General features: G+C 74.7%; 15 protein-coding genes. 13 read left to right on the forward strand and 2 right to left on the reverse strand.

The window, feature by feature from the left end:
- Window positions 1-77 precede the first annotated feature (77 nt).
- On the forward strand, window positions 78-734 hold the full coding sequence (locus tag ACFW47_RS03380; RefSeq protein WP_386278639.1) for a class I SAM-dependent methyltransferase: 657 nt from the start codon (window positions 78-80) through the stop codon (window positions 732-734).
- Between the two features lie 325 nt (window positions 735-1,059).
- Here the strand turns inward: ACFW47_RS03380 and ACFW47_RS03385 are convergent, their stop codons facing one another.
- Entirely contained in the window at window positions 1,060-1,596 is a 537-nt protein-coding gene (locus ACFW47_RS03385) for an HNH endonuclease (RefSeq protein ID WP_210962055.1), read from the reverse strand.
- Window positions 1,597-1,906: 310 nt separating this feature from the next.
- On the opposite strand from ACFW47_RS03385, the gene ACFW47_RS03390 reads away from it, so the two are divergent.
- The 11 genes from ACFW47_RS03390 (at window position 1,907) to ACFW47_RS03440 (ending at window position 18,493) form a co-directional block, all read left to right on the forward strand.
- Entirely contained in the window at window positions 1,907-2,998 is a 1,092-nt protein-coding gene (locus tag ACFW47_RS03390; RefSeq protein ID WP_386278636.1) for a mechanosensitive ion channel family protein, read from the forward strand.
- Between the two features lie 199 nt (window positions 2,999-3,197).
- The gene (locus ACFW47_RS03395; protein ID WP_386278634.1) at window positions 3,198-4,412 is read left to right on the forward strand and encodes an ROK family protein; all 1,215 of its coding nucleotides are present in this window, start codon (window positions 3,198-3,200) and stop codon (window positions 4,410-4,412) included.
- Between the two features lie 216 nt (window positions 4,413-4,628).
- Complete coding sequence (locus ACFW47_RS03400; protein ID WP_386304583.1) at window positions 4,629-5,894, forward strand: 6-phospho-beta-glucosidase; 1,266 nt, start codon at window positions 4,629-4,631, stop codon at window positions 5,892-5,894.
- Entirely contained in the window at window positions 5,885-6,856 is a 972-nt protein-coding gene (locus ACFW47_RS03405) for an N-acetylglucosamine kinase (RefSeq protein WP_386278630.1), read from the forward strand. Before ACFW47_RS03400 ends, ACFW47_RS03405 begins: the two co-directional genes overlap by 10 nt.
- A 198-nt stretch (window positions 6,857-7,054) precedes the next feature.
- On the forward strand, window positions 7,055-8,533 hold the full coding sequence (locus ACFW47_RS03410) for a hypothetical protein (RefSeq protein ID WP_386304584.1): 1,479 nt from the start codon (window positions 7,055-7,057) through the stop codon (window positions 8,531-8,533).
- Between the two features lie 59 nt (window positions 8,534-8,592).
- Window positions 8,593-9,636 carry a glutamate ABC transporter substrate-binding protein gene (locus ACFW47_RS03415; RefSeq protein ID WP_386285738.1) on the forward strand — a complete coding sequence of 348 codons (1,044 nt, stop codon included), beginning with the start codon at window positions 8,593-8,595 and terminating at the stop codon, window positions 9,634-9,636.
- Between the two features lie 58 nt (window positions 9,637-9,694).
- Window positions 9,695-11,032 (forward strand): hypothetical protein, encoded by a 1,338-nt coding sequence (locus tag ACFW47_RS03420; protein WP_386285740.1) that lies wholly within the window; start codon window positions 9,695-9,697, stop codon window positions 11,030-11,032.
- Window positions 11,033-11,054: 22 nt separating this feature from the next.
- Window positions 11,055-13,757: a tetratricopeptide repeat protein gene (locus tag ACFW47_RS03425; protein WP_386304587.1), complete on the forward strand. Its 2,703-nt coding sequence runs from the start codon at window positions 11,055-11,057 to the stop codon at window positions 13,755-13,757.
- A 3-nt stretch (window positions 13,758-13,760) separates the two neighbouring features.
- Complete coding sequence (locus ACFW47_RS03430; RefSeq protein WP_386304588.1) at window positions 13,761-15,170, forward strand: PP2C family serine/threonine-protein phosphatase; 1,410 nt, start codon at window positions 13,761-13,763, stop codon at window positions 15,168-15,170.
- Between the two features lie 113 nt (window positions 15,171-15,283).
- Window positions 15,284-16,630, forward strand: coding sequence for a VWA domain-containing protein (locus tag ACFW47_RS03435; protein WP_386304590.1), 1,347 nt, complete (start codon window positions 15,284-15,286; stop codon window positions 16,628-16,630).
- Window positions 16,631-16,678: 48 nt separating this feature from the next.
- Window positions 16,679-18,493: an FHA domain-containing protein gene (locus ACFW47_RS03440; protein ID WP_386304592.1), complete on the forward strand. Its 1,815-nt coding sequence runs from the start codon at window positions 16,679-16,681 to the stop codon at window positions 18,491-18,493.
- Between the two features lie 12 nt (window positions 18,494-18,505).
- On the opposite strand, the gene ACFW47_RS03445 is transcribed toward ACFW47_RS03440, so the two are convergent.
- Window positions 18,506-19,483, reverse strand: coding sequence for a methyltransferase domain-containing protein (locus tag ACFW47_RS03445; RefSeq protein ID WP_386285750.1), 978 nt, complete (start codon window positions 19,481-19,483; stop codon window positions 18,506-18,508).
- A gap of 64 nt (window positions 19,484-19,547) precedes the next feature.
- On the opposite strand from ACFW47_RS03445, the gene ACFW47_RS03450 reads away from it, so the two are divergent.
- Window positions 19,548-19,961 carry a globin gene (locus tag ACFW47_RS03450; protein WP_100048829.1) on the forward strand — a complete coding sequence of 138 codons (414 nt, stop codon included), beginning with the start codon at window positions 19,548-19,550 and terminating at the stop codon, window positions 19,959-19,961.
- Window positions 19,962-20,053 lie beyond the last annotated feature (92 nt).

Here is a 20,053-nt window from a genome sequence, read left to right on the forward strand (position 1 = left end):
TTCCGGAGAACGTGAGCGTTCGGAGGCCGTGAGCCGTTCCGGTCCTCGTATCCGACACGAAGTACGGAAGCAGCCGCATGACACCGCCGCCGCACGGGCTCCTCCGGGCGCTCGACCGCTTCAACGCCGCCCACCCCTGGGACCACAACGCCCACTACCACCGGTGGATCCTGCGCCGGCTCCCCCGCCGGTTCGGCAGCGCGCTGGACGTCGGCTCCGGCACCGGCGATCTGGCCCGGCTCCTCGCCGCCCGGGCCGACGAGGTCCGGGGCGTCGACTCCGACCCCGCGATCACCTCGCGGGCGCGCCTCCTGACCCACGGGACGACGACTGCGTCCTTCACGGTCGCGAACGCCCCGACGGGACTCCCCGCCGGCCCCTACGACGTCATCACCTGCGTCGCCACCCTCCACCACCTGCCGTTCACCGAGGCCCTGGCCGCCTTCCGCCGGCACCTGGCTCCCGGCGGCACCCTGGTGGTCGTCGGCCTCTACCGGCCGCGGACCGCCACGGACCACCTGCTCGGCGCGGCGGCCGTCCCCGTGAACGCCGCCACCGGCTGGCTCAAGAACAGGGGCAAAAGCGCCGCCCCGCCCCTCTCGATGTCCGCCCGGACCCGACCGGCCGACATGACCTTCTCCGACATCCGCCGACAGGCCCGCACGGTCCTCCCCGGCGCACGCCTGCGCCGCCGCCTCTTCTGGCGCTACACCCTCACGTGGCGTCACCCCTGAGCAGGCACCGTCCACAGGCCGCATTTGCCTTGCAGTGACGGAGTGGACCCCCGCAAACCCGAAGGAGCCCTGTGACCGTGACCGCCGACGAGCCCCGGATGCTCGTCACCGAGTTCGAAGAACTCGCCCGCCAAACACCTGCGAGGTCAAGGTGTACAGCCTCCCGGACGGCGGGCGGTACGAGACCGTGCGGACGCTGCCCTTCGGCAAGCAGGTCCCGCTGCCCGAGCCGGTCGGGACCACCCTGGACACCGAGCCGCTGAAGAACTGGGTGCGCCGGCCCGTTCCGTTCCCGGCGGCCCGGCGTACGAGGAGGCCCGGGCCGTCAGGCGGAAATGCCGTCGATCCGGGCCATGGCGTCCTCCGCGCCGTACGGCTGCAAGTACGGCAGCCAGCGCGGGTCCCGGTGGCCCGTGCCGATGATGCGCCAGGCCAGCCCCGTGGGCGGAGCGGGCTTGTGGCGCAGGCGCCAGCCGATCTCGCCGAGGTGGCGGTCGGCCTTGACGTGGTTGCAGCGGCGGCAGGAGGCCACCACGTTGTCCCACGCGTGCAGGCCCCCGCGGCTGCGAGGGACGACGTGGTCGACGCTGGTGGCGACGGCGCCGCAGTACATGCAGCGGCCCCCGTCCCGGGCGAAGAGCGCCCGGCGGGTGAGCGGGACGGGCCCCCGGTAGGGCACCCGCACGAACCGCTTGAGCCGGACCACGCTGGGTGCGGGCACGGTGACGGTCGCGCTGTGCAGGTAGGCGCCGGACTCCTCGAGGCACACGGCCTTGTTCTCCAGGACGAGGACGAGCGCGCGGCGGAGCGGTACGACGCCGAGTGGCTCGTACGACGCGTTGAGGACCAGGACATGCGGCACGGGTGCCTCCTTGGGCGTCGGCGGCGCGTGGCTCGCGCCGGGACGATCTGCAGTCAGTCTCCCCTCATGGCTGGTGGAAGCGCCACCATGTCCCGGTAACGGGCTGGGAGTGTTTTCGACCACACGGAATGCATCCCCAGGACCGTGACCAGTTCAAGCGCGGGTGAGCGCGGTCTCTCCCGTGAACTTCGCGCCGTTCCGCACGTGGTGCCCCGTTAGTGTGGTGATTCCGTCCGTCCGGTGACCATTCCGTGACCTTGGAGCGACCCCCGCCGGGGGGCGGGCGGCACCGCACCTGGAGGTATCCGTCGTGTCCCTGTCCGCCGCCGTCCCTCTGGCCGCCGATCCGTCGCCGTCGCCCTCGGAGTCGCCGACGCCGGCGGTGCCGTCGTTCCAGGACGCCCAGGAGAGCGCGTCGAACGCCGCCGGGTGGGTCGAGGAGAACTGGTCGACGTGGCTCGCGATCGGGCTGCGGGTGCTGCTGGTCGTGGTGATCGCGGTGGTGCTGCGCGCGGTGGTGCGGCGGGCGATCACCAAGCTGATAGACCGGATGAACCGCAGGGCCGGGACGGGCGCCAGCACCGCGCTGAGCGGCCTGCTGGTCAACGCCGAGCGGCGGCGCCAGCGCTCGGAGGCCATCGGGTCCGTACTGCGCTCGGTGGCCAGCTTCCTCATCCTCGGTACGGCGGCCCTCATGGTGCTGGGCACCTTCCAGATCAACCTGGCCCCGCTGCTGGCCTCCGCCGGTGTCGCGGGCGTCGCGATCGGCTTCGGCGCCCGCAACCTGGTCACCGACTTCCTCTCCGGCGTCTTCATGATCCTGGAGGACCAGTACGGCGTCGGTGACAGCATCGACGCGGGCGTGGCCTCCGGCGAGGTCATCGAGGTCGGGCTGCGGGTGACCAAGCTGCGGGGTGACAACGGCGAGATCTGGTACGTCCGCAACGGCGAGGTCAAGCGGATCGGCAACCTCTCCCAGGGCTGGTCGACGGCGGGCGTGGACGTGACCGTCCGCTCCGGCGAGGACCTGGAGAAGGTGCGGAAGACCATCGCCGCGGTCGGCGAGCGGATGAGCAAGGAGGAGCCCTGGAACGAGATGCTCTGGGGCCCGATCGAGGTGCTCGGCCTGGACTCCGTCCTGCTGGACTCCATGGTGGTGCGGGTCTCCGCGAAGACCATGCCCGGCAAGTCCCTCACCGTCGAGCGCGAGCTGCGCTGGCGCGTCAAGCGGGCCTTCGACGCGGCCGGCATCCCCATCGTCGGCGGTCCGGAGGTACCGGGGCAGGAGGCCGCGGCGCCCGATCCGACCGCGGGCATGGCGGCCCCGTCCGCCTACTCGAGCACCGTGTCCCCGCAGTCCATCGCGGCCTCCCCGATCCCGCCGCCGAGCACCACCAAGTAGCGCCGCCCGCGCTCTCCCGGCCCCCGAGGTGACGACCGCGTCGCCCCGGGGGCGGTCTCTTGACGGCTCCCGTCCGGCGGGCCTACGTTTCTCCACCAACAGGAAACTTTCCTAACAGTCGCCGTCAACGGGCGCGGCCGGTCGACTTCGCCGTCCCGCGCTGAAAAGCCGAGCGGCCGAGAGGCAGGTGTGGACACGCATGGCATCGACCGCCGGTACGCCGGGCACCCCGCGCGTCCTGCGCGCCATGAACGACCGGGCCGCGCTCGACCTCCTGCTGGAGCACGGGCCGCTGTCCCGCACCCGGATCGGCAAGCTCACCGGCCTGTCCAAACCGACCGCCTCCCAGCTGCTGGCCCGCCTGGAGGCGGCGGGGCTGGTGCTGGCCGGCGGCACGACCGAGGGACGCCCCGGTCCCGGCGCCCAGCTCTACGCGGTGAACCCGGCCGCCGCGTACGCCGCCGGACTCGACGTCACCCCGGGCCGCCTGCTCGCGGCGGTCGCCGACGTCACCGGGCGCACGGTCGGCCGGTACGAACTGCCCACCCCGGGCCGCCGCCCCGCCGCCCCGGTCGCCCAGCAGGTCACCGACGCCCTCGACGGCGCCGTGAAGGCGGCCGGACTCGCCCGGGACGACGTCCACCGCCTGGTCATCGCTACCCCGGGCGCCTTCGACCCGGGCACCGGACGGCTGCGCTACGCCTCCCACCTGCCCGGCTGGCACTCCCCCGCCCTCCTCGACGAACTCGCCGCCGCCCTGCCTATGCCGGTGGAGTACGAGAACGACGTGAATCTCGCGGCCGTGGCGGAGCAGCGGCTCGGTGCCGCCCGGGGCCACGGTGACTTCGTCCTGCTGTGGAACCAGGAGGGCCTGGGCGCCGCCCTGGTCCTCGGTGGCCGCCTGCACCGCGGCTGGACCGGCGGCGCCGGGGAGGTCGGGTTCCTGCCCGTGCCCGGCGCTCCGCTGGTCCGCAAGGTCAGCCGCGCGGGCAGCGGCGGCTTCCAGGAGCTGGCCGGTGCGCAGGCCCTGCCGAAGCTGGCCCGCGAGCTGGGCGTCGAGCCGGTGCCGTCCGGGCCGTACACCGAGTCGGCCGCAGCCCTGCTCGCCTCGGCCGCCGAGCGCCGCGCCGACGGCCCCCACCACCGTCTGCTCCAGACGTACGCCACCCGCCTCGCGACCGGCCTCGCCTCCCTCGTCTCCGTCCTCGACCCCGAGCTGGTGGTCCTCAGCGGCACGGCGCTCACCGCGGGCGGGGAGCCGCTGCGCGCCCTGCTCCAGGACGAGCTGGAGGAGCTGGCCGCCTCCCGGCCCCGCCTCGTCCTCGGCGGCGTGACCGCCGATCCCGTACTGCGCGGCGCACTGGAGAGCGCGCTCGCGACCACCCGCGACGAGGTCTTCGACACCTCGCGCTGATCCCGCACGGCACCGCACCGCCCGCCCCTCCCCCGCCCATGCCCCGGGAGTCCCCGCCATGCCCGGGATGTCCAGGAAGTCACCCTCACGCTCGCCGTCTCCGCCTCCCTCGCCCTGCTCCCCCATTAACGGCAGCCCGGCTTTCCTCGCCCTGCTCCGCAGGAGCTTCCTTTCCTCCCCGCCCTGAAGGACGGGGCGTCCACGAAGGAGAACCGAATGAAACTCACCGTGGTCGGCGGTGGTTCGACCTACACGCCCGAACTGGTCGACGGCTTCGCCCGGTTGCGGGACACCCTGCCCGTCGGGGAACTGGTCCTCGTCGACCCGGCGGCGGAGCGGCTGGAACTGGTGGGCGGCCTCGCCCGCCGTATCTTCGCCAAGCAGGGCCACCCCGGCCGCGTGGTCACCACCTGCGACCTGGACGCGGCCGTGGACGGCGCCGACGCCGTCCTGCTCCAGCTGCGCGTGGGCGGGCAGGCGGCCCGCGAGCAGGACGAGACCTGGCCCTTGGAGTGCGGCTGCGTCGGCCAGGAGACGACCGGCGCGGGAGGCCTCGCCAAGGCACTGCGCACGGTGCCGGTGGTGCTGGACATCGCCGAGCGGGTCCGCCGCGCCAACCCGGACGCCTGGATCATCGACTTCACCAACCCGGTCGGCATCGTGACCCGCGCCCTGCTGCGGGCCGGGCACCGGGCGGTGGGCCTGTGCAACGTGGCGATCGGGCTGCAGCGCAAGTTCGCCGCCCTGCTCGGGGTGGTGCCCGCCGACGTCCACCTGGACCACGTCGGACTCAACCACCTCACCTGGGAGACCGGCGTCCGCCTCGGCGGCCCCGAGGGCGAGGACGTGCTGCCCCGGCTGCTGGCCGAGCACGGGGACGCGGTCGCCGCAGACCTCCGGCTGCCCAGGCCCCTCCTGGACCGCCTGGGCGTCGTCCCCTCCTACTACCTGCGCTACTACTACGCCCACGACGAGGTCGTGGACGAGCTGCGCACCAAGCCGTCCCGGGCCGCCGAGGTGGCGGCCATGGAGCGGCGGCTGCTCGGGATGTACGGCGACCCGGCCCTGGACGAGAAGCCCGAGCTGCTCGCCAAGCGCGGCGGCGCCTACTACTCCGAGGCCGCCGTGGACCTCGCCGCCGCCCTGCTCGGCGGCGCCGGCTCCCCGTACCAGGTGGTGAACACGTACAACCGGGGCACACTGCCCTTCCTGCCCGACGACGCGGTGATCGAGGTGCCGGCCGCGGTGGGCGGCAAGGGTGCCGTCCCGCTGCCCGTGCCGGACGTGGACCCGCTGTACGCGGGGCTGATGGCCGGCGTGACGGCGTACGAGGACCTGGCCCTGGACGCGGCCCTGCGCGGCGGCCGGAACCGGGTCTTCCGGGCGCTGCTCGCCCACCCGCTCGTCGGCCAGTACGCGTACGCCGAGCAGCTCACCGACCGGCTGATCGCACACAACCGGGAGCACCTGGCGTGGGCCTGACCGGAAGTGTCCTCGCCGTCGACGCGGGGAACAGCAAGACCGACGTGGCCGTGGTGGCGGCCGGCGGGGAGGTGCTCGCCACGGCGCGCGGCGGCGCCTTCCGGCCGCCCGCGGTGGGCGTCGAACGGGCCGTTGACGCCTTGGCGGAGGCGGTGACGCGGGCCTTCGCGGCGGCCGGCGTCACCGCCGTCGGCCATGTCTCGGCGTGCCTGGCCAACGCCGACCTGCCGGTGGAGGAGGAGCAGTTGGCCGCCGCGCTTCGCGCACGGGCGTGGGGCGCGAGCGTGGACGTGCGCAACGACACGTTCGCGGTCCTGCGGGCCGGCATCGACGAGCCGCGCGGGGTCGCGGTGGTGTGCGGGGCGGGCGTCAACTGCGTCGGTATGCGTCCGGACGGGCGCACCGCCCGCTTCCCGGCCATCGGGCGGCTGTCCGGCGACTGGGGCGGCGGCTGGGGGCTGGCGGAGGAGGCGCTGTGGCACGCGGCGCGGGCGGAGGACGGGCGCGGGGAGCCCACGGAGCTGGCGCGGACGCTGCCGGGGCACTTCGGGCTCGGCTCGATGTACGCCCTCATCGAGGCCCTGCACCTGCGCCATGTCGAGCCCGTCCGGCGGCACGAGCTGACTCCGGTGCTGTTCGCCACGGCGGCCGGCGGCGACCCGGTCGCGCGGGCGATCGTCGACCGGCAGGCCGACGAGGTGGTCGCGATGGCCACGGTCGCGCTGACCCGGCTGGACCTGCTGACCGAGCCGACACCGGTGCTGCTGGGCGGCAGCGTCCTGGCGGCGCGTCACGCGCGGCTCGACGACCGGATACGGGAGCTGCTGGCGGCCCGCGCCCCCGAGGCCGTACCGCGCGTGGTGACGGCCCGGCCCGTGCTGGGCGCGGTGCTGCTGGGGCTGGACCGGACGGGGGCGTCACCCGAGGCGCACGCGCGGGCCCGGGACCACTTCGGCGGCTGAGGCCCACCGCGTGCGGGCGCCGCCGGAACCGGTCCGGGGAACCGGACCGGTTCCGGCGGCGTATTCATGGGCAGGGGTGGTGCGTTGCACCCGGACCGGACCGCACCCGGATCGGATCAAGATCGGGTGAAGGCCGGTGCGAATGCCGGTGCGGGCAGCGATACTTGCGGCGACGGATGACCATGGGGGAGGTCAGCAGTGGATCGACCGCCGAAGGGCAGCGCGGGGCCGCCACCGGGCACCGGCACGCCCACCGCGTCCGCCGTCCCGCCGCAGTCCCCGCAGTCCCCGCCGGTCCCGGCGCAGCGGCCGGGCGGCGGCACTCCCGCCGCTCCCGCTTCCCCGCCCCCGCCCGCGGCGCCCCGGCGCACCGCGTTCGCCGAGGGCGTGGACCGGCTGCGGGCGGCCGCCGTCACCGAGCCGGGGCGGCTGCGGATCATCGGCGCGCTGCTCGCCGCGCTGGTAGTCGCCTTCGGCGCGGTCACCGCCTGGCAGACGCACGAGCGGTCCTCGGCGGCCCACGACGTGCGGTACCGCAGCCAGCCGCTCACCTCCGACGCGGCCGACATCTACCGCTCCCTGGCCGAGGCCAACACGGCGGCCTCCAGCGGGTTCCTCGCCGGCGGCCAGGAGACCGAGGAGACCCGGGACCGGTACGAGAAGGGCATCCGCACGGCCGCCGAGGGACTGGTGACGGCCGCCGCGAACTCCGACGCCGACTCGCCCTCCGCGGACACCATCGCCGACCTCAACCGTCTGCTGCCCGAGTACAAGGGCCTCATCGAGCGCGCCCGCACCTACAACCGGCAGGGCTTCCCGGTCGGCGGCGCCTATCTGCGCTACGCCAACGAGAAGATGCAGCAGGAGATGCTTCCGGCGGCGGAGGACCTGTACGAGACGGAGAACCGCCGGCTGAGCGCCGACTACTCGGACGCCGAGGCCTACCCGTGGGCGGCGATCGCCCTCGGCGTGCTGGCGCTCGGCGCCCTGGCCTGGGCCCAGCGCCGCAACTACCGCCGCACCAACCGGGTCTTCAACCACGGCCTGGTCACCGCCACGGCCACCACCGCCGTCGTCCTGCTGTGGCTGATCGTCGGCCACGGAGTCGCCCGCTCCAACCTGGGCGACTCCCAGGACCACGGCGTACGCTCGCTCAACGTGCTGCACGACGCCCGCATCGCCTCTCTCAAGGCCCGGGGCAACGAGAACCTGACGCTGGTGGCGCGCGGCGCCCAGACGAAGAAGGTCGACGGCGAGACGGTCGACGCCTACGACTTCGACTTCGGGAAGAACATGGACGCGCTCGGCAAGGGTCTGGCCGAGGCCGCGCGGCTCGCCGACGACGACGCCGGTGAGCGCCCGGTCACCGCGGCGAGCGGGAACATGGCGGAGTGGAAGGAGCGCCACGCGGCCGCCCGTGAGCAGGACGAGAACGGCAACTACCAGCAGGCGCTGGACCTGGTGATCGGCGGCGAGGGCGCCACCGTCGAGTGCTTCGACGGCGTCGACGCCTCCCTCGCCGCCGCGCTCGAACACGAGGAACGCGAATTCGAGCAGGCGGCGGGCGACGGGCTGGACGCGATGGGCTACCTGCCGCAGGGCGCCGGTGTCCTCGCCGCCCTGGGCGTGGCCGGCGCGCTGCTGGGCATCGGGCGCAGGCTCTCGGAGTACCGGTGAGACGGGGCGTGGGTCCGGCGGACGGGCGGGAAGGGGAAGCCGTGAAAGGAGGCGTGAGGATGCGCGCACGACGACTGCGGACCGGCCTGAAGGGCTGGGGCGGAGTGGGGGCGATGGCCTTCGCCTGCGCCCTCGCCGTGCTCTTCGCCCTGCTCCTGCCGGTGGTCCGGGCCGACGGCGGCGGCGCCGGCACGGGCGGCCACGGCGTCGCCCACGGCAGCCAGGCGCGTGCCGCCGAGGAGTGCACGGACCCGGAGAAGCAGACCCTGCCGCCGTCCGGCGACGACGGCCCCGCCATCGACGAGATCCGCGGCCGCGAGGGCGAGAAGCGGAAGCTGATCGTCGGCGTCGACCAGAACAGCTACCACTGGGGCTACCGGGACCCGAACAGCGGCGGTCACGCCGAGCTGGAGGGCTTCGACATCGACCTGGTGCGCCGCATCGCCGAGGACATCCTCGGCGACCCGAACGCCGTGCAGTTCAAGGCGATCCCCACCGACCAGCGCATACCCGCGATCCAGGACGGCCGCGTCGACATGGTGGTCCGCACGATGACCATCAACTGCGACCGCCTGACCGACGTCGCCTTCTCCGCCCCCTACTTCCGCACCGGCCAGCAGGTGCTGGCGCCCAAGTCGTCGGAGATCACCGGCTACGACGGCACGCTGGCCGGCAAGGAGATCTGCACGGCGGCGGGTTCGACTGCGCTGAGCACCCTCCAGGAGGACCGGAAGGACGGCCGGCCGGCCGAGGACGTCGACCTGCGCACCACGGTGCCCAACCAGCTGGACTGCCTGGTGCGGCTCCAGCTCGGCGAGGTCGACGCGGTGGTCACCGACGGCGCGCTCGCCGCGAGCCAGGCCGCCCAGGACCCCACGGTGGAGTTGAAGGGCGACGCCTTCACCACCGAGTACTACGGCGTGGCGATGAAGAAGGACGCCGACGATCTGGTACGCCGGGTCAACCGCATCCTCGTTCAGTGGCGCGCGGACGAGGCCGAGGGCTGGCAGCGCTCGTACGAACGGTGGCTGTCGGAGACCATGGGCGAGGACCCGGCGAAGTCGGAGCCACCGACCCCGCCGCAGTATCTGCGCGAGGACTGAACGACCGCAGAACCGCAGACAAGACAGCGCACAAGTCCGCGACAGCGAGAGGTGATCGATGGGCGACACGGGACCCACCGGGCCGGTGATGGACCGGGACGAGGTGGACCGTGCGCTGGCGCGGCTCGGCGCGGAGCACGAGGCGGTCGAGACCTCGCTCCTCGCCCTCCAGGACCACGCGGGCCGCAGACTCCTGGAGGGCGCCGAGCTGACCGGGACGACCGCCGAACGCTGGGCCGCGGCGGAGGCGTCGATCACGCTGCTGTGGAGCTACTTCGACGCGTACACGGGCGCCCTGCGCACCGCGCGGGAGATCCGTGCCCGGCGCCGCTGGTCCAGCCGCGAGGACCTGGCCGAGCTGACCGAGCTGCTGCGCGGCGAGGCCGTCACGGTGGCGGGCGCCGCCGCCACCGCCGCGGCGCCCACCCCGAACGGCGGTCCGGGCCGGCTGAGCGAGCGGTACTCGCTGGTGACGCTGGTGGACCGGATGAACCAGCTGTACGCGGCCTCGCTGGACATGGTGGTCGCCGCCGACGCGGTGTGGTCGGCGCTGCCCGCGCGGATCGATTTACTCGCCGCCGAGCTCAGACGCACCCGCGAGCTCGCGCACTCCGTGGGCGTCCGTCCCGGCGAGCACCCGGCCGGTGACGACCTGGAGCGGATCACCCGCACACTGACGAGGCTGCGCGAGCAGGTCGTCTCCGACCCGCTGGCGTTCTGGCAGCCCGCCGAGGGCAGTTCGGCGCCGGGCGGCGGACGGCCGGACACCACGGTCTACGACCGGGAGGCGCGCGCCCTGGAGGACGTGCGCCGCGAGATCGACGCCGTGCTGGCCGTGCGCCAGGACGCGGAGCAGCGGATCGTGCGCCTGCGGGACGTGCTCTCGCGCGCGGACCGCACGCTCGCCGAGGCCCGCACGGCGCGCGGCGAGGTGCTGGCGAAGATCGCGGCGACGGAGGTGCCGGTCGTCAGCGGACCGCCGACGGTGCTCCAGGAGCAGCTGGCGGCGGCCGCCGAGTACCGCAGGCACGCCCAGTGGCACCGCCTGTCCCCGCTGCTGGAGTCGCTGGAGGAGAAGGCCGAGGACGAACTGCTGCGCGCCCGCGAGTCGTTGACGGCGGTCACCGCGCCGCTCGCGGTCCGCGCGGAGCTGCGCGGCCGGCTCGACGCGTACAAGGCGAAGGTGGCCCGGCTCGGGTACGCCGAGGACCCGGAGCTGGCCGAGAAGTACGAGAAGGCGCGCCGCATGCTGTGGAGCGCGCCCTGCGACCTGCGCGTCGCGGAGCAGGCCGTGCTGCGCTACCAGCACGCGGCGGCCGAACTGCTCGCGTCCGTCCCGCGCGTGCCCGGTCAGGGCGGGCCGGCGGACCGGACGGGGCGGGGGCCCGGCGCGTGAGCGACGAGGGGGAGGCAGCGTCATGAATGAGGCGGGGCGGACGTGCCAGCGTCCCGGCTGCGGCGGGAGCTACGAGGACGTGGGCGGCGGCGAGCTGTACTGCGACACGTGCGGTCTCGCGCCGGTCGTCGCCGCGGGCGGCATGATCGGCTCGTCGCCGACCGGCGTCACCGGGGGCGGCGGGCGGGGCTCGCGCGGCTCCGCGGGCAGCGGAAGCTCCCGGTCCGGCGGGCGCGGTCCGCGTACGTCGTCGCAGTCCTCGAAGTCCCGGCGGTCGGTGTCGGGGCGGCTCTCGCGGTCGGTGTCGGGCCGGTCCACGGGGCGCTCGGTGTCGGTGCGCAGCTCGGGCTCGGGCGCCGGTGCCTCCGCGCGCGGGCGGCTCGGTGCCGGGCTGGTCGAGGTCCCGGCGATCCCGCGCCCCGACCCGCGCGCGATGGTGCTGGACGACCCGGAGGTCCCGGAGCGCAAGCGGTTCTGCTCCCGGTCGGACTGCGGGGCGCCGGTCGGGCGGGCGCGCGGGGCGCGGCCGGGGCGCACGGAGGGCTTCTGCACCAAGTGCGGCCACCCGTACTCGTTCGTGCCCAAGCTGCGGGCCGGGGACGTCGTGCACGGCCAGTACGAGGTGGTGGGCTGCCTCGCGCACGGTGGGCTGGGCTGGATCTACCTCGCCGTAGACAAGGCCGTCTCGGACCGCTGGGTGGTCCTCAAGGGCCTGCTGGACACCGGCGACCAGGACGCGATGGCGGCGGCGATCTCGGAGCGGCGCTTCCTCGCGGAGATCGAGCACGCCAACATCGTGCGGATCTACAACTTCGTCGAGCACCTGGACCAGCGGACGGGTTCGCTGGACGGGTACATCGTCATGGAGTACGTCGGCGGCAAGTCGCTGAAGGAGATCGCCAACGGCCGGCGCTCGCCCGAGGGGCGGCGCGATCCGCTGCCCGTGGAGCAGGCCTGCGCGTACGGCATCGAGACGCTGGAGGCCCTCGGTCACCTGCACAGCCGCAACCTGCTCTACTGCGACTTCAAGGTCGACAACGCCATCCAGTCCGAGGACCAGCTGAAGCTGATCGACATGGGCGCGGTGCGCCGGATGGACGACGAGGAGTCGGCCATCTACGGCACGGTCGGCTACCAGGCGCCGGAGGTCGCCGACGTCGGCCCGTCGGTGGCGTCCGACCTGTACACGGTCGGCCGCACGCTCGCCGTGCTGACGTTCGACTTCCAGGGTTACACGACCGTCTACGCCGACTCGCTGCCGGATCCGGACTCCATCGACGTGTTCCGGCGGTACGAGTCCTTCTACCGGCTGCTGGTGCGGGCCACCGACCCCGATCCGGCCCGCCGGTTCGCCTCGGCGCAGGAGATGGCGGAGCAGCTGACGGGCGTGCTGCGCGAGGTGGTCTCGCTCCAGACGGGCCGCGCCCGGCCCGCCGTCTCCACCCTCTTCGGACCGGAGGTCCGGGTGACGGACACGGAGTTGTTCCCGCGACTGGACGGTGACGTGTCGCGGCTCGGGGCGCGGTCGGTGCGGACGGGGCGGCGCGGCGGCGGCAGGGCGGCGGCCGGGCCGCCGGACGGTGCGGGTGCCGGCCCCGCGTTGCCGGGCGGGACGAGCGCGGCGGTCGGGGCGCCCGGCGGGACGGGCGCGGCCGTCGGAGCCTTCGGCCCGTCGGGGGCGGGCGTCGTACCGCCCGCGGGGACGGGCGCGAGCGCCGGGCTGCCGGGGGCGGTGAGCACGGCCGGCGCGGGCGGTGACCCCGGCGGCGCCGTTCCCGGACTGGTCAAGCCGGCCGACGCGCCCGCCGCGGCCCTGGCGCTGCCGGTGCCGCGGGTCGACGCCGGCGACCCCAACGCGGGTTTCCTGGCGGGCCTCATGGCGTCCGCGCCGGCCGAGCTGCTGACCGCGCTGGCCGCGGCACCCGCGCCGTCGACCGAGACGCGGCTGCGGCAGGTCCGGGCCCGCCTGGAGAGCGGCGACGCGCCCGGCGCCCTGGAGGGTCTGCGGACACTGGAGGGTGAACGGCCCGACGACTGGCGGGTGGTGTGGTACCGGGGGCTGGCCGCGCTGGTGACCGGCGACCACGAGGGTGCCGCGCTGGCCTTCGACGCGATCTACGACGCCTTCCCGGGAGAGGTCGCGCCCAAGCTGGCACTCGGCCTGTGCGCCGAGGTGCTGGGCCAGCTCGACAACGCCGCCGAGTACTACCGCCTGGTGTGGGCGTCCGACCCGAGCCACGTCAGCGCGGCGTTCGCGCTGGCCCGGGTGCAGCTGGCCGGCGGCGACCGGGCCGGGGCCGTACGGACGCTGGAGTCGGTGCCGGAGTCCTCCGTCCACTGCACCGCCGCGCGGGTGGCGGCCGTACGGGCCCGGCTGCGACGGCGCACCGCGGTGGCGGGCGACGTGGGGTTCCTGGACGATCTGACCGCCTCCGCGCGGCAGGTCGAGGCGCTGGACGTGTACGGTCTGGACCCGGCGCGGCGCGAGCAGCTGTCGGCCGAGGTCCTCGGCTGCGCGCTGGACTGGGTACTCTCCGGAGGTCGGGGTTCCGTCCCTCCCGCCGCCGGGGGACGGACGCTGCTCGGCAGCGGCCTGGACGAACGCGGTCTGCGTTTCGGCCTGGAGCGTTCGTACCGCACGCTGGCTCGGCTGGCGCGGGGCGGCGAGGAGAGGATCGACCTGGTGGAACGTGCCAATCGTTACCGCCCCCGGACGTGGGTGTAGTTGATGTCGCAGATGCCCCAGCAGGCCGCTGTGTCGAAGTGCCCGAGCTGCGAGGAACCCCTCGAGCCGGGTGACCGTTTCTGCGGTGCGTGCGGATACGACCTGTCCGCCGTGCCCGCACGGCCCGACGGCAGCCCGACGATCGCCTTGAACGGCGCGGTGCCCCCGCCGCCGTCGGCGCCGGACGGCGTGGAAGGCGTGGACTGGCCCGTGGCCCGGGACTCGGACGGCTTCGGCCGGCCCGCCCCCGTCCACGCGGCCGCCGAGGTGCCGGGCACCGACTCGGGAGGCGCCCCGCTGTCGCCGCCCCCGCCACCGCCGCCCGCCGCGCCGCCGATGCCGTCGGCCGCGCCCGAACCGGCCGCGTCGGGCGTGCGGTTCGACCACCGGGCCGACGGGCGGGAGCCCGACGAGTACCCGTTGCAGGCGCCCGACCCCCGCTCGGCCGCCGTGCCCACGCCGGCCGCACCCGCCGCGCCCGCCGCGCCCGCCGCCTCCGAGAAGGTGTGCGTGGCCTGCCGCACGGGCCGGGTCGACGACGACGGCTACTGCGAGAACTGCGGGCACGCCCAGCCCCGCGAACGCGACCACATGGAGCAGGAGTCCGGCCCGGTCGCCGCGGTGAGCGACCGCGGTCTGCGCCACCACCGCAACGAGGACGCGTTCTCCGTCGGCTGCGCCACCCTGCCCGACGGCGCCCCCGCGACCGTGGCGATCGTCTGCGACGGCGTCTCCTCGGCGACCCGGCCCGACGACGCGTCACTCGCCGCGTCCCGGGCGGCCGGTGAGTCCCTGCTCGCCGCCCTGCCGCGCGGAACGCACCCGCAGCAGGCCATGCACGACGCCATCCTCGCCGCCTCGCACGCCGTCAACGCGCTGGCCGAGGAGCCTCGGACGGCCCTGGAGCAGGCCCCGCACCAGAACGCGCCGGCCTGCACCCTGGTCGGCGCCGTGGTGGCCTCGGGTCTGCTGGTCGTCGGCTGGGTCGGCGACAGCCGCGTCTACTGGGTGCCGGCCGACCGCGGCACCCGGCCCGCCCGGCTCACCGAGGACGACTCGTGGGCCGCGCAGATGGTCGCCGCCGGCCTGATGAGCGAGGCCGAGGCCTACGCCGACGAGCGCGCCCACGCCATCACCGGCTGGCTCGGCGCCGACGCCTACGAACTGGAGCCGCACACCGCGTCGTTCAAGCCGGACCGCCCCGGTGTGGTCGTGGTCTGCACGGACGGCCTGTGGAACTACGCCGAGTCGGCCGAGGAGATGGCCGACGCCGTGCCCCCGGACGCCGCCGCGCGGCCCCTGCACAGCGCCCGCGTCCTGGTCGGCCACGCTCTCGACGGCGGGGGCCACGACAACGTAACAGTGGCCCTTCTGCCGTTCCCGGCACCGCCGCAGGGGGCAGGATCGGCCTGAGGCCCCCGCGGGGCGGGGACGCGCGCGGGGCGGTCTCGCGGGCCGCAGGGGGCGGCCCGCCACCAGCCGTTCACCCCACCGGTGTGGGGACGTAGAGGGGGATGCGATCGGGCATGGCCAATTTCTCGAAGTCGAACGTGCCGCAGTTCTCGGTGGACGTCTACCAGAACGAGTACCTGCCCGAGGGCGGCCGTGAGGTCAACGCCATCGTGACGGTCACCGCGACCGGCGGCGGCACCATCGGGAGCGCGGTCACCGCGCCCCACCTGTACTCGCCGGGCCAGGGCCCGTCCGCGGCGGTGGCGGTCATGGTCGACTGCTCGGGCTCGATGGACTACCCGCCGACCAAGATGCGCAACGCCCGCGACGCGACGGCCGCCGCGATCGACACCCTGCGCGACGGCGTGCACTTCACGGTCATCGGCGGCACCCACGTGGCCAAGGAGGTCTACCCGGGCGACGGCCGGCTCGCGGTCGCCGACGCCACCACCCGGGACCAGGCCAAGCAGGCGCTGCGCCGGCTCAGCGCGGGCGGCGGCACCGCCATCGGCGCCTGGCTGCGGCTGGCCGACCGGCTGCTGGCCACCGCGGACGTCGCCATCCGGCACGGCATCCTGCTCACGGACGGCCGCAACGAACACGAGTCACCGGACGGCCTGAAGGCGGCGCTCGACGCCTGCGCCGGGCGTTTCACCTGCGATGCCCGGGGTGTGGGCACCGACTGGGAAGTGAAAGAAGTCACAGGGATCGCCTCCGCCCTGCTCGGCACCGCCGACATCGTCGCCGACCCCGCCGGTCTCGCCGCCGACTTCACGCGGATGATGGAGACGGCCATGGGCAAGGAGGTCGCGGACGTCGCACTTCGCCTGTGGACCCCCGTCGGCACCACTGTGAAGTTCGTCAAACAGGTCGCCCCCACGGTCGAGGAGCTGACCGGCCGCCGCACCGAGGCGGGCCCCCGCGCCGGGGACTACCCCACCGGTTCCTGGGGCGACGAGTCCCGCGACTATCACGTCTGCGTCGAGGTACCGGCCGCGGGCCTCGGCCAGGAGATGCTGGCCGCCCGTGTCTCCCTGGTGATTCCGGAGCCCGGTGGCACGGTCCAGAACCTCGGCGCCCAGGGCCTGGTACGCGCCGTGTGGACCGACGACATGGCCGCCTCCACGTCGATCAACCCTCAGGTCGCCCACTACACCGGGCAGGCCGAACTGGCACAAGTCATCCAGCAAGGGCTCGACCTGCGCAAGGTGGGAGACATCGACGGAGCAACGGCCAAACTGGGCCGCGCCGTTCAGCTCGCGGGGGCCTCCGGAAACGCGGATACGGCGAAACTGCTTGCGAAGGTGGTGGACGTGGTCGACGCGGCGGCAGGTACTGTGCGACTCAAAGCGAAGGTCGAGGAGGCCGACGAGATGACTCTCGAGACCCGGTCGACGAAGACTGTTCGCGTGAAGAAGTGACGCAGGACAACAGAGTCCAACAAGCCCGCAAGAGGGGGAAGCACCGACATGCCGACCTGCCCGAACGGACACCAGTCGGGTTCCGACGACTGGTGCGAGGTCTGCGGTCACCGCATGGCCGGTGCCGTGCCGCCTCCTCCCCCGCCTCCGCCCCCGGGCGGCGGCTACGGCTTCCCGCCGCCCGCCGGTCCCGGTGGACCCGGTGGTCCGGCGGGCGGTCCCGGTGCCGAGCCGCAGCTGTGCCCGCAGTGCCGTACGCCGCGTGAGGGCGGGGCGCCGTTCTGCGAGGAGTGCCGGTGGAACTTCCTCACCAACACCGCCACCTCCTACACGCCGGCCGCCCCGCGCCCGCCGGCGTCCGGGAACCCGGGGCCGCGCTTCCCGCAGCCCCCGTCGGGCCCGTCGTACGGCGGCGGTGACTCGTACGACTACCAGGGCTCCCGCCCGTCCCAGATGAACCGTCCCGCGGAGCCGATCCCGCCGGGCCCGCCCTTCGGCGGCGACCCGTCGGGGCAGGGTGGACAGGGCGGCGGTCCTGAGGGGCCGGGCGGACCCGGTGGTCGTGCCGGTGGATCTGGCGGACCTGGTGGACCTGGTGGACCTGGTGCTCCCGGCGGATTCGGCGGGCCTGGTGCTTCCGGCGGACCTGGTCCTGGCGGGCCCGGCGGACCCGGCGGCCCGGGCGGGCCTGGTGGCCCCTTCGGCTCCGGGGGTCCCGGCGGCCCCGGCCGCCCCAGTGGTCCCTTCGGCTCCGGGGGCCCTGACGGTACGGGCGGCCAAGGAGGACCGGGAGGCCCGTTCGGCCCCGGCGGGCCTGGTGGGCCCGATGGTCCCGGGGGGCCCGGCGGTCCTGGTGGCCCCGGCGGGCCGTTCAACTCCGGTGGGCCTGGTGGGCCCGACGGCCCGGGTGGTCCCGGCGGATCCTTCGGCTCCGGTGGTCCGGGCGATCCGTCCGGTCCCGGCGGCCGCGGTCCCAACGGACCCGGCGGCCCCGGCGGCCGCGGTCCCGGTGGCCCCGGAGGCCCCTTCGGCTCCGGCGGCCCTGGCGGCCCCAACGGTCCCGGCGGTCCTGGTGGCCCGGGCGGTCCTGGCGGACCCAACGGCCCGTCCGGGCCGCCCGCCCCGCCCGCCTTCGGTGCCGACCCGTCGCGGCCGGTGCCGCCGCCGCCCGGCCCCGGTGGTCCGGGGGGCGCTCCGCAGGCGTATCAGCAGTCCGGCCCGCCGGCCCCGCCCGCCTTCCCGCAGGAGACCAACCGCCCGCAGCAGGGCGGCCCGTCCTTCGGCGGCGGGGACGACGACTGGGTGCTCTCCCCACCGTCGTCCGGCGGCCCGAACGGCCCGGGTCAGGCGCCGGGCGGTGGCTACGGCTACCCGCAGCCGGGCGCGACGCAGGCCCCGCCGCCCCCGCCCGGCGGCGGTTACGGGTTCCCGCAGCAGCCGCAGCGGCCCCAGGGACCGGCGACGTGGACCGCGACCATCGGCCCGGACCGCGAGTACTTCATGGCGATGATGCAGCGCTCCGGCCCCGAGGCCGCGGGCCTGAACCTGCCCGCGTACTCGCCCGAGCAGCAGCGCACGCTCACCGGCAACCAGATCACGATCGGCCGGCGCCGGCACTCCACCGGCGACACCCCGGACATCGACCTGGCCGTGCCGCCGGAGGACCCGGGCGTCTCGCACCAGCACGCGGTGCTGGTGCAGCAGCCGGACGGGAACTGGGCGGTCGTCGACCAGAACTCGACGAACGGCACCACGGTCAACGGCGGCGAGGAGCCGATCCAGCCCTTCGTGCCGGTGCCGCTCCAGGACGGCGACCGGGTGCACGTCGGCGCCTGGACGACGATCACGATCCGCCGGGGCTGAGAGGGGCCGCCGTCAGGCGAACGGCCAGGCGTACGGGCCCTCCGGGTCGTCCAGCCACGCCCAGGCCCGTTCGCCGCTGACGGTGATGCCGTAGCGCTCGCGGCGCGGGGCGTCCTCCCGGGCCCACAGGGCGTACGCCTCCTGCGGGTCGAGGCTGCCCCGGCTGAGCGCCAGCAGGAAGCGGAAGAGGTCGTCCTCGCGGGCCCGGCGCGGCACCCCGCCCAGGCCCGGCGGCTCCGCCCCGGCCCGGTCGGAGCCGCCGCGCAGCGGCACGAAGTACGCGGGCGTGTGCAGGAAGCGTCCCTCGGCGTGCCCGGCGTCGTGGACGGTGAGGACGGCCAGGCCGGTGGCGAGCGGCGTCAGGACCCGGCCGCCGGGCCGGCACTGGGCGAGCCAGGCGCGCGGGACCGAGGGCAGCGCGCAGGTGGCGAGGACCCGGTCGTAGGGGGCGCGTTCGGGCACGCCGCGGGCGCCGTCTCCGGTGACGACGGCCGGGTGGTACCCGGCGGCGGCCAGGTGCCGGCGGGCCGACTCCGTGATCTCGGGATCGAGGTCGACGGTGGTGACCAGGTCGTCGTCACCGAGCCGGTGGGCGAGCAGGGCGGCGTTGTAGCCGGTGCCCGCGCCGATCTCCAGGACCCGGTCGCCGTCCGTCACGCCCAGCTCCACCAGCATCTCGGCCATCAGCGACGGCTGGCTGCTGGAGGAGAGCAGTTCGCCGTCGCGCAGCCGGGTGGCCAGCGGGGCGTCGGTGTACGCGCCGCGCAGCCAGCGCTCACGGGCGTCCGGGTCGGGATGCTCGCACCAGCGGCGTTCGTAGCCGCCCCGGACGCCGACGTAGTAGTACGGCACGAAAAGGTGGCGCGGCACCGCCGCGAAGACCTCCCGCCAGACCGGGTCGGCCCTCCAGGCACCGCTCAGCTCGATCTCCCGCACCAGCTCCGCCCGCGCGGAGGCGGCGAGGCCGTCCAGGTCCGGGTGCCCGCCCATACCCCCACAGTAGGGCCCCCGGCGGGTCCTAATCCTCAAGTCCTATGTCCACACGTCTGAGACCATGGACGACGTGAATGAGATTCGGCGCGGCACGCTTCAGGAGCAGACCTTCTACGAGCAGGTCGGCGGGGAGGAGACCTTCCGCCGGCTCGTCCACCGTTTCTACCAAGGGGTCGCCGAGGATCCGATCCTTCGGCCGATGTACCCGGAGGAGGACCTGGGCCCGGCCGAGGAGCGTTTCGCGCTCTTCCTGATGCAGTACTGGGGCGGTCCGACGACGTACAGCGACAATCGCGGGCACCCGCGGCTGCGGATGCGCCACGCCCCGTTCGCCGTCGACCGGGCGGCGCACGACGCCTGGCTGAAGCACATGCGGGTCGCCCTCGACGAGCTGGGGCTCTCCGAGGAGCACGAGCAGACGCTGTGGAAGTACCTGACGTACGCGGCCGCCTCGATGATCAACACGCAGGGCTGAGCGCGGCCCCTCCCCTGCGCGGGGGCCGATGAACGGATTCCGGTCGTTCGACGTCGGTATCCGATCACGATCCGGTCAAGTCCGCCTTTCGA

The sequence above is a fragment of the Streptomyces sp. NPDC058796 genome, assembly GCF_042745235.1.
Lineage (GTDB): Bacteria > Actinomycetota > Actinomycetes > Streptomycetales > Streptomycetaceae > Streptomyces.

Bases quoted from the DNA above. Each gene is read 5' to 3' on its own strand.
- ACFW47_RS03435 (WP_386304590.1), top strand. From the start codon at position 15,284: ATGGCCAATTTCTCGAAGTCGAACGTGCCGCAGTTCTCGGTGGACGTC.
- ACFW47_RS03395 (WP_386278634.1), top strand. From the start codon at position 3,198: ATGGCATCGACCGCCGGTACGCCGGGCACCCCGCGCGTCCTGCGCGCC.
- ACFW47_RS03445 (WP_386285750.1), bottom strand. From the start codon at position 19,483: ATGGGCGGGCACCCGGACCTGGACGGCCTCGCCGCCTCCGCGCGGGCG.
- ACFW47_RS03420 (WP_386285740.1), top strand. From the start codon at position 9,695: ATGGGCGACACGGGACCCACCGGGCCGGTGATGGACCGGGACGAGGTG.
- ACFW47_RS03430 (WP_386304588.1), top strand. From the start codon at position 13,761: ATGTCGCAGATGCCCCAGCAGGCCGCTGTGTCGAAGTGCCCGAGCTGC.
- ACFW47_RS03450 (WP_100048829.1), top strand. From the start codon at position 19,548: ATGGACGACGTGAATGAGATTCGGCGCGGCACGCTTCAGGAGCAGACC.
- ACFW47_RS03380 (WP_386278639.1), top strand. From the start codon at position 78: ATGACACCGCCGCCGCACGGGCTCCTCCGGGCGCTCGACCGCTTCAAC.
- ACFW47_RS03415 (WP_386285738.1), top strand. From the start codon at position 8,593: ATGCGCGCACGACGACTGCGGACCGGCCTGAAGGGCTGGGGCGGAGTG.
- ACFW47_RS03425 (WP_386304587.1), top strand. From the start codon at position 11,055: ATGAATGAGGCGGGGCGGACGTGCCAGCGTCCCGGCTGCGGCGGGAGC.
- ACFW47_RS03400 (WP_386304583.1), top strand. From the start codon at position 4,629: ATGAAACTCACCGTGGTCGGCGGTGGTTCGACCTACACGCCCGAACTG.
- ACFW47_RS03440 (WP_386304592.1), top strand. From the start codon at position 16,679: ATGCCGACCTGCCCGAACGGACACCAGTCGGGTTCCGACGACTGGTGC.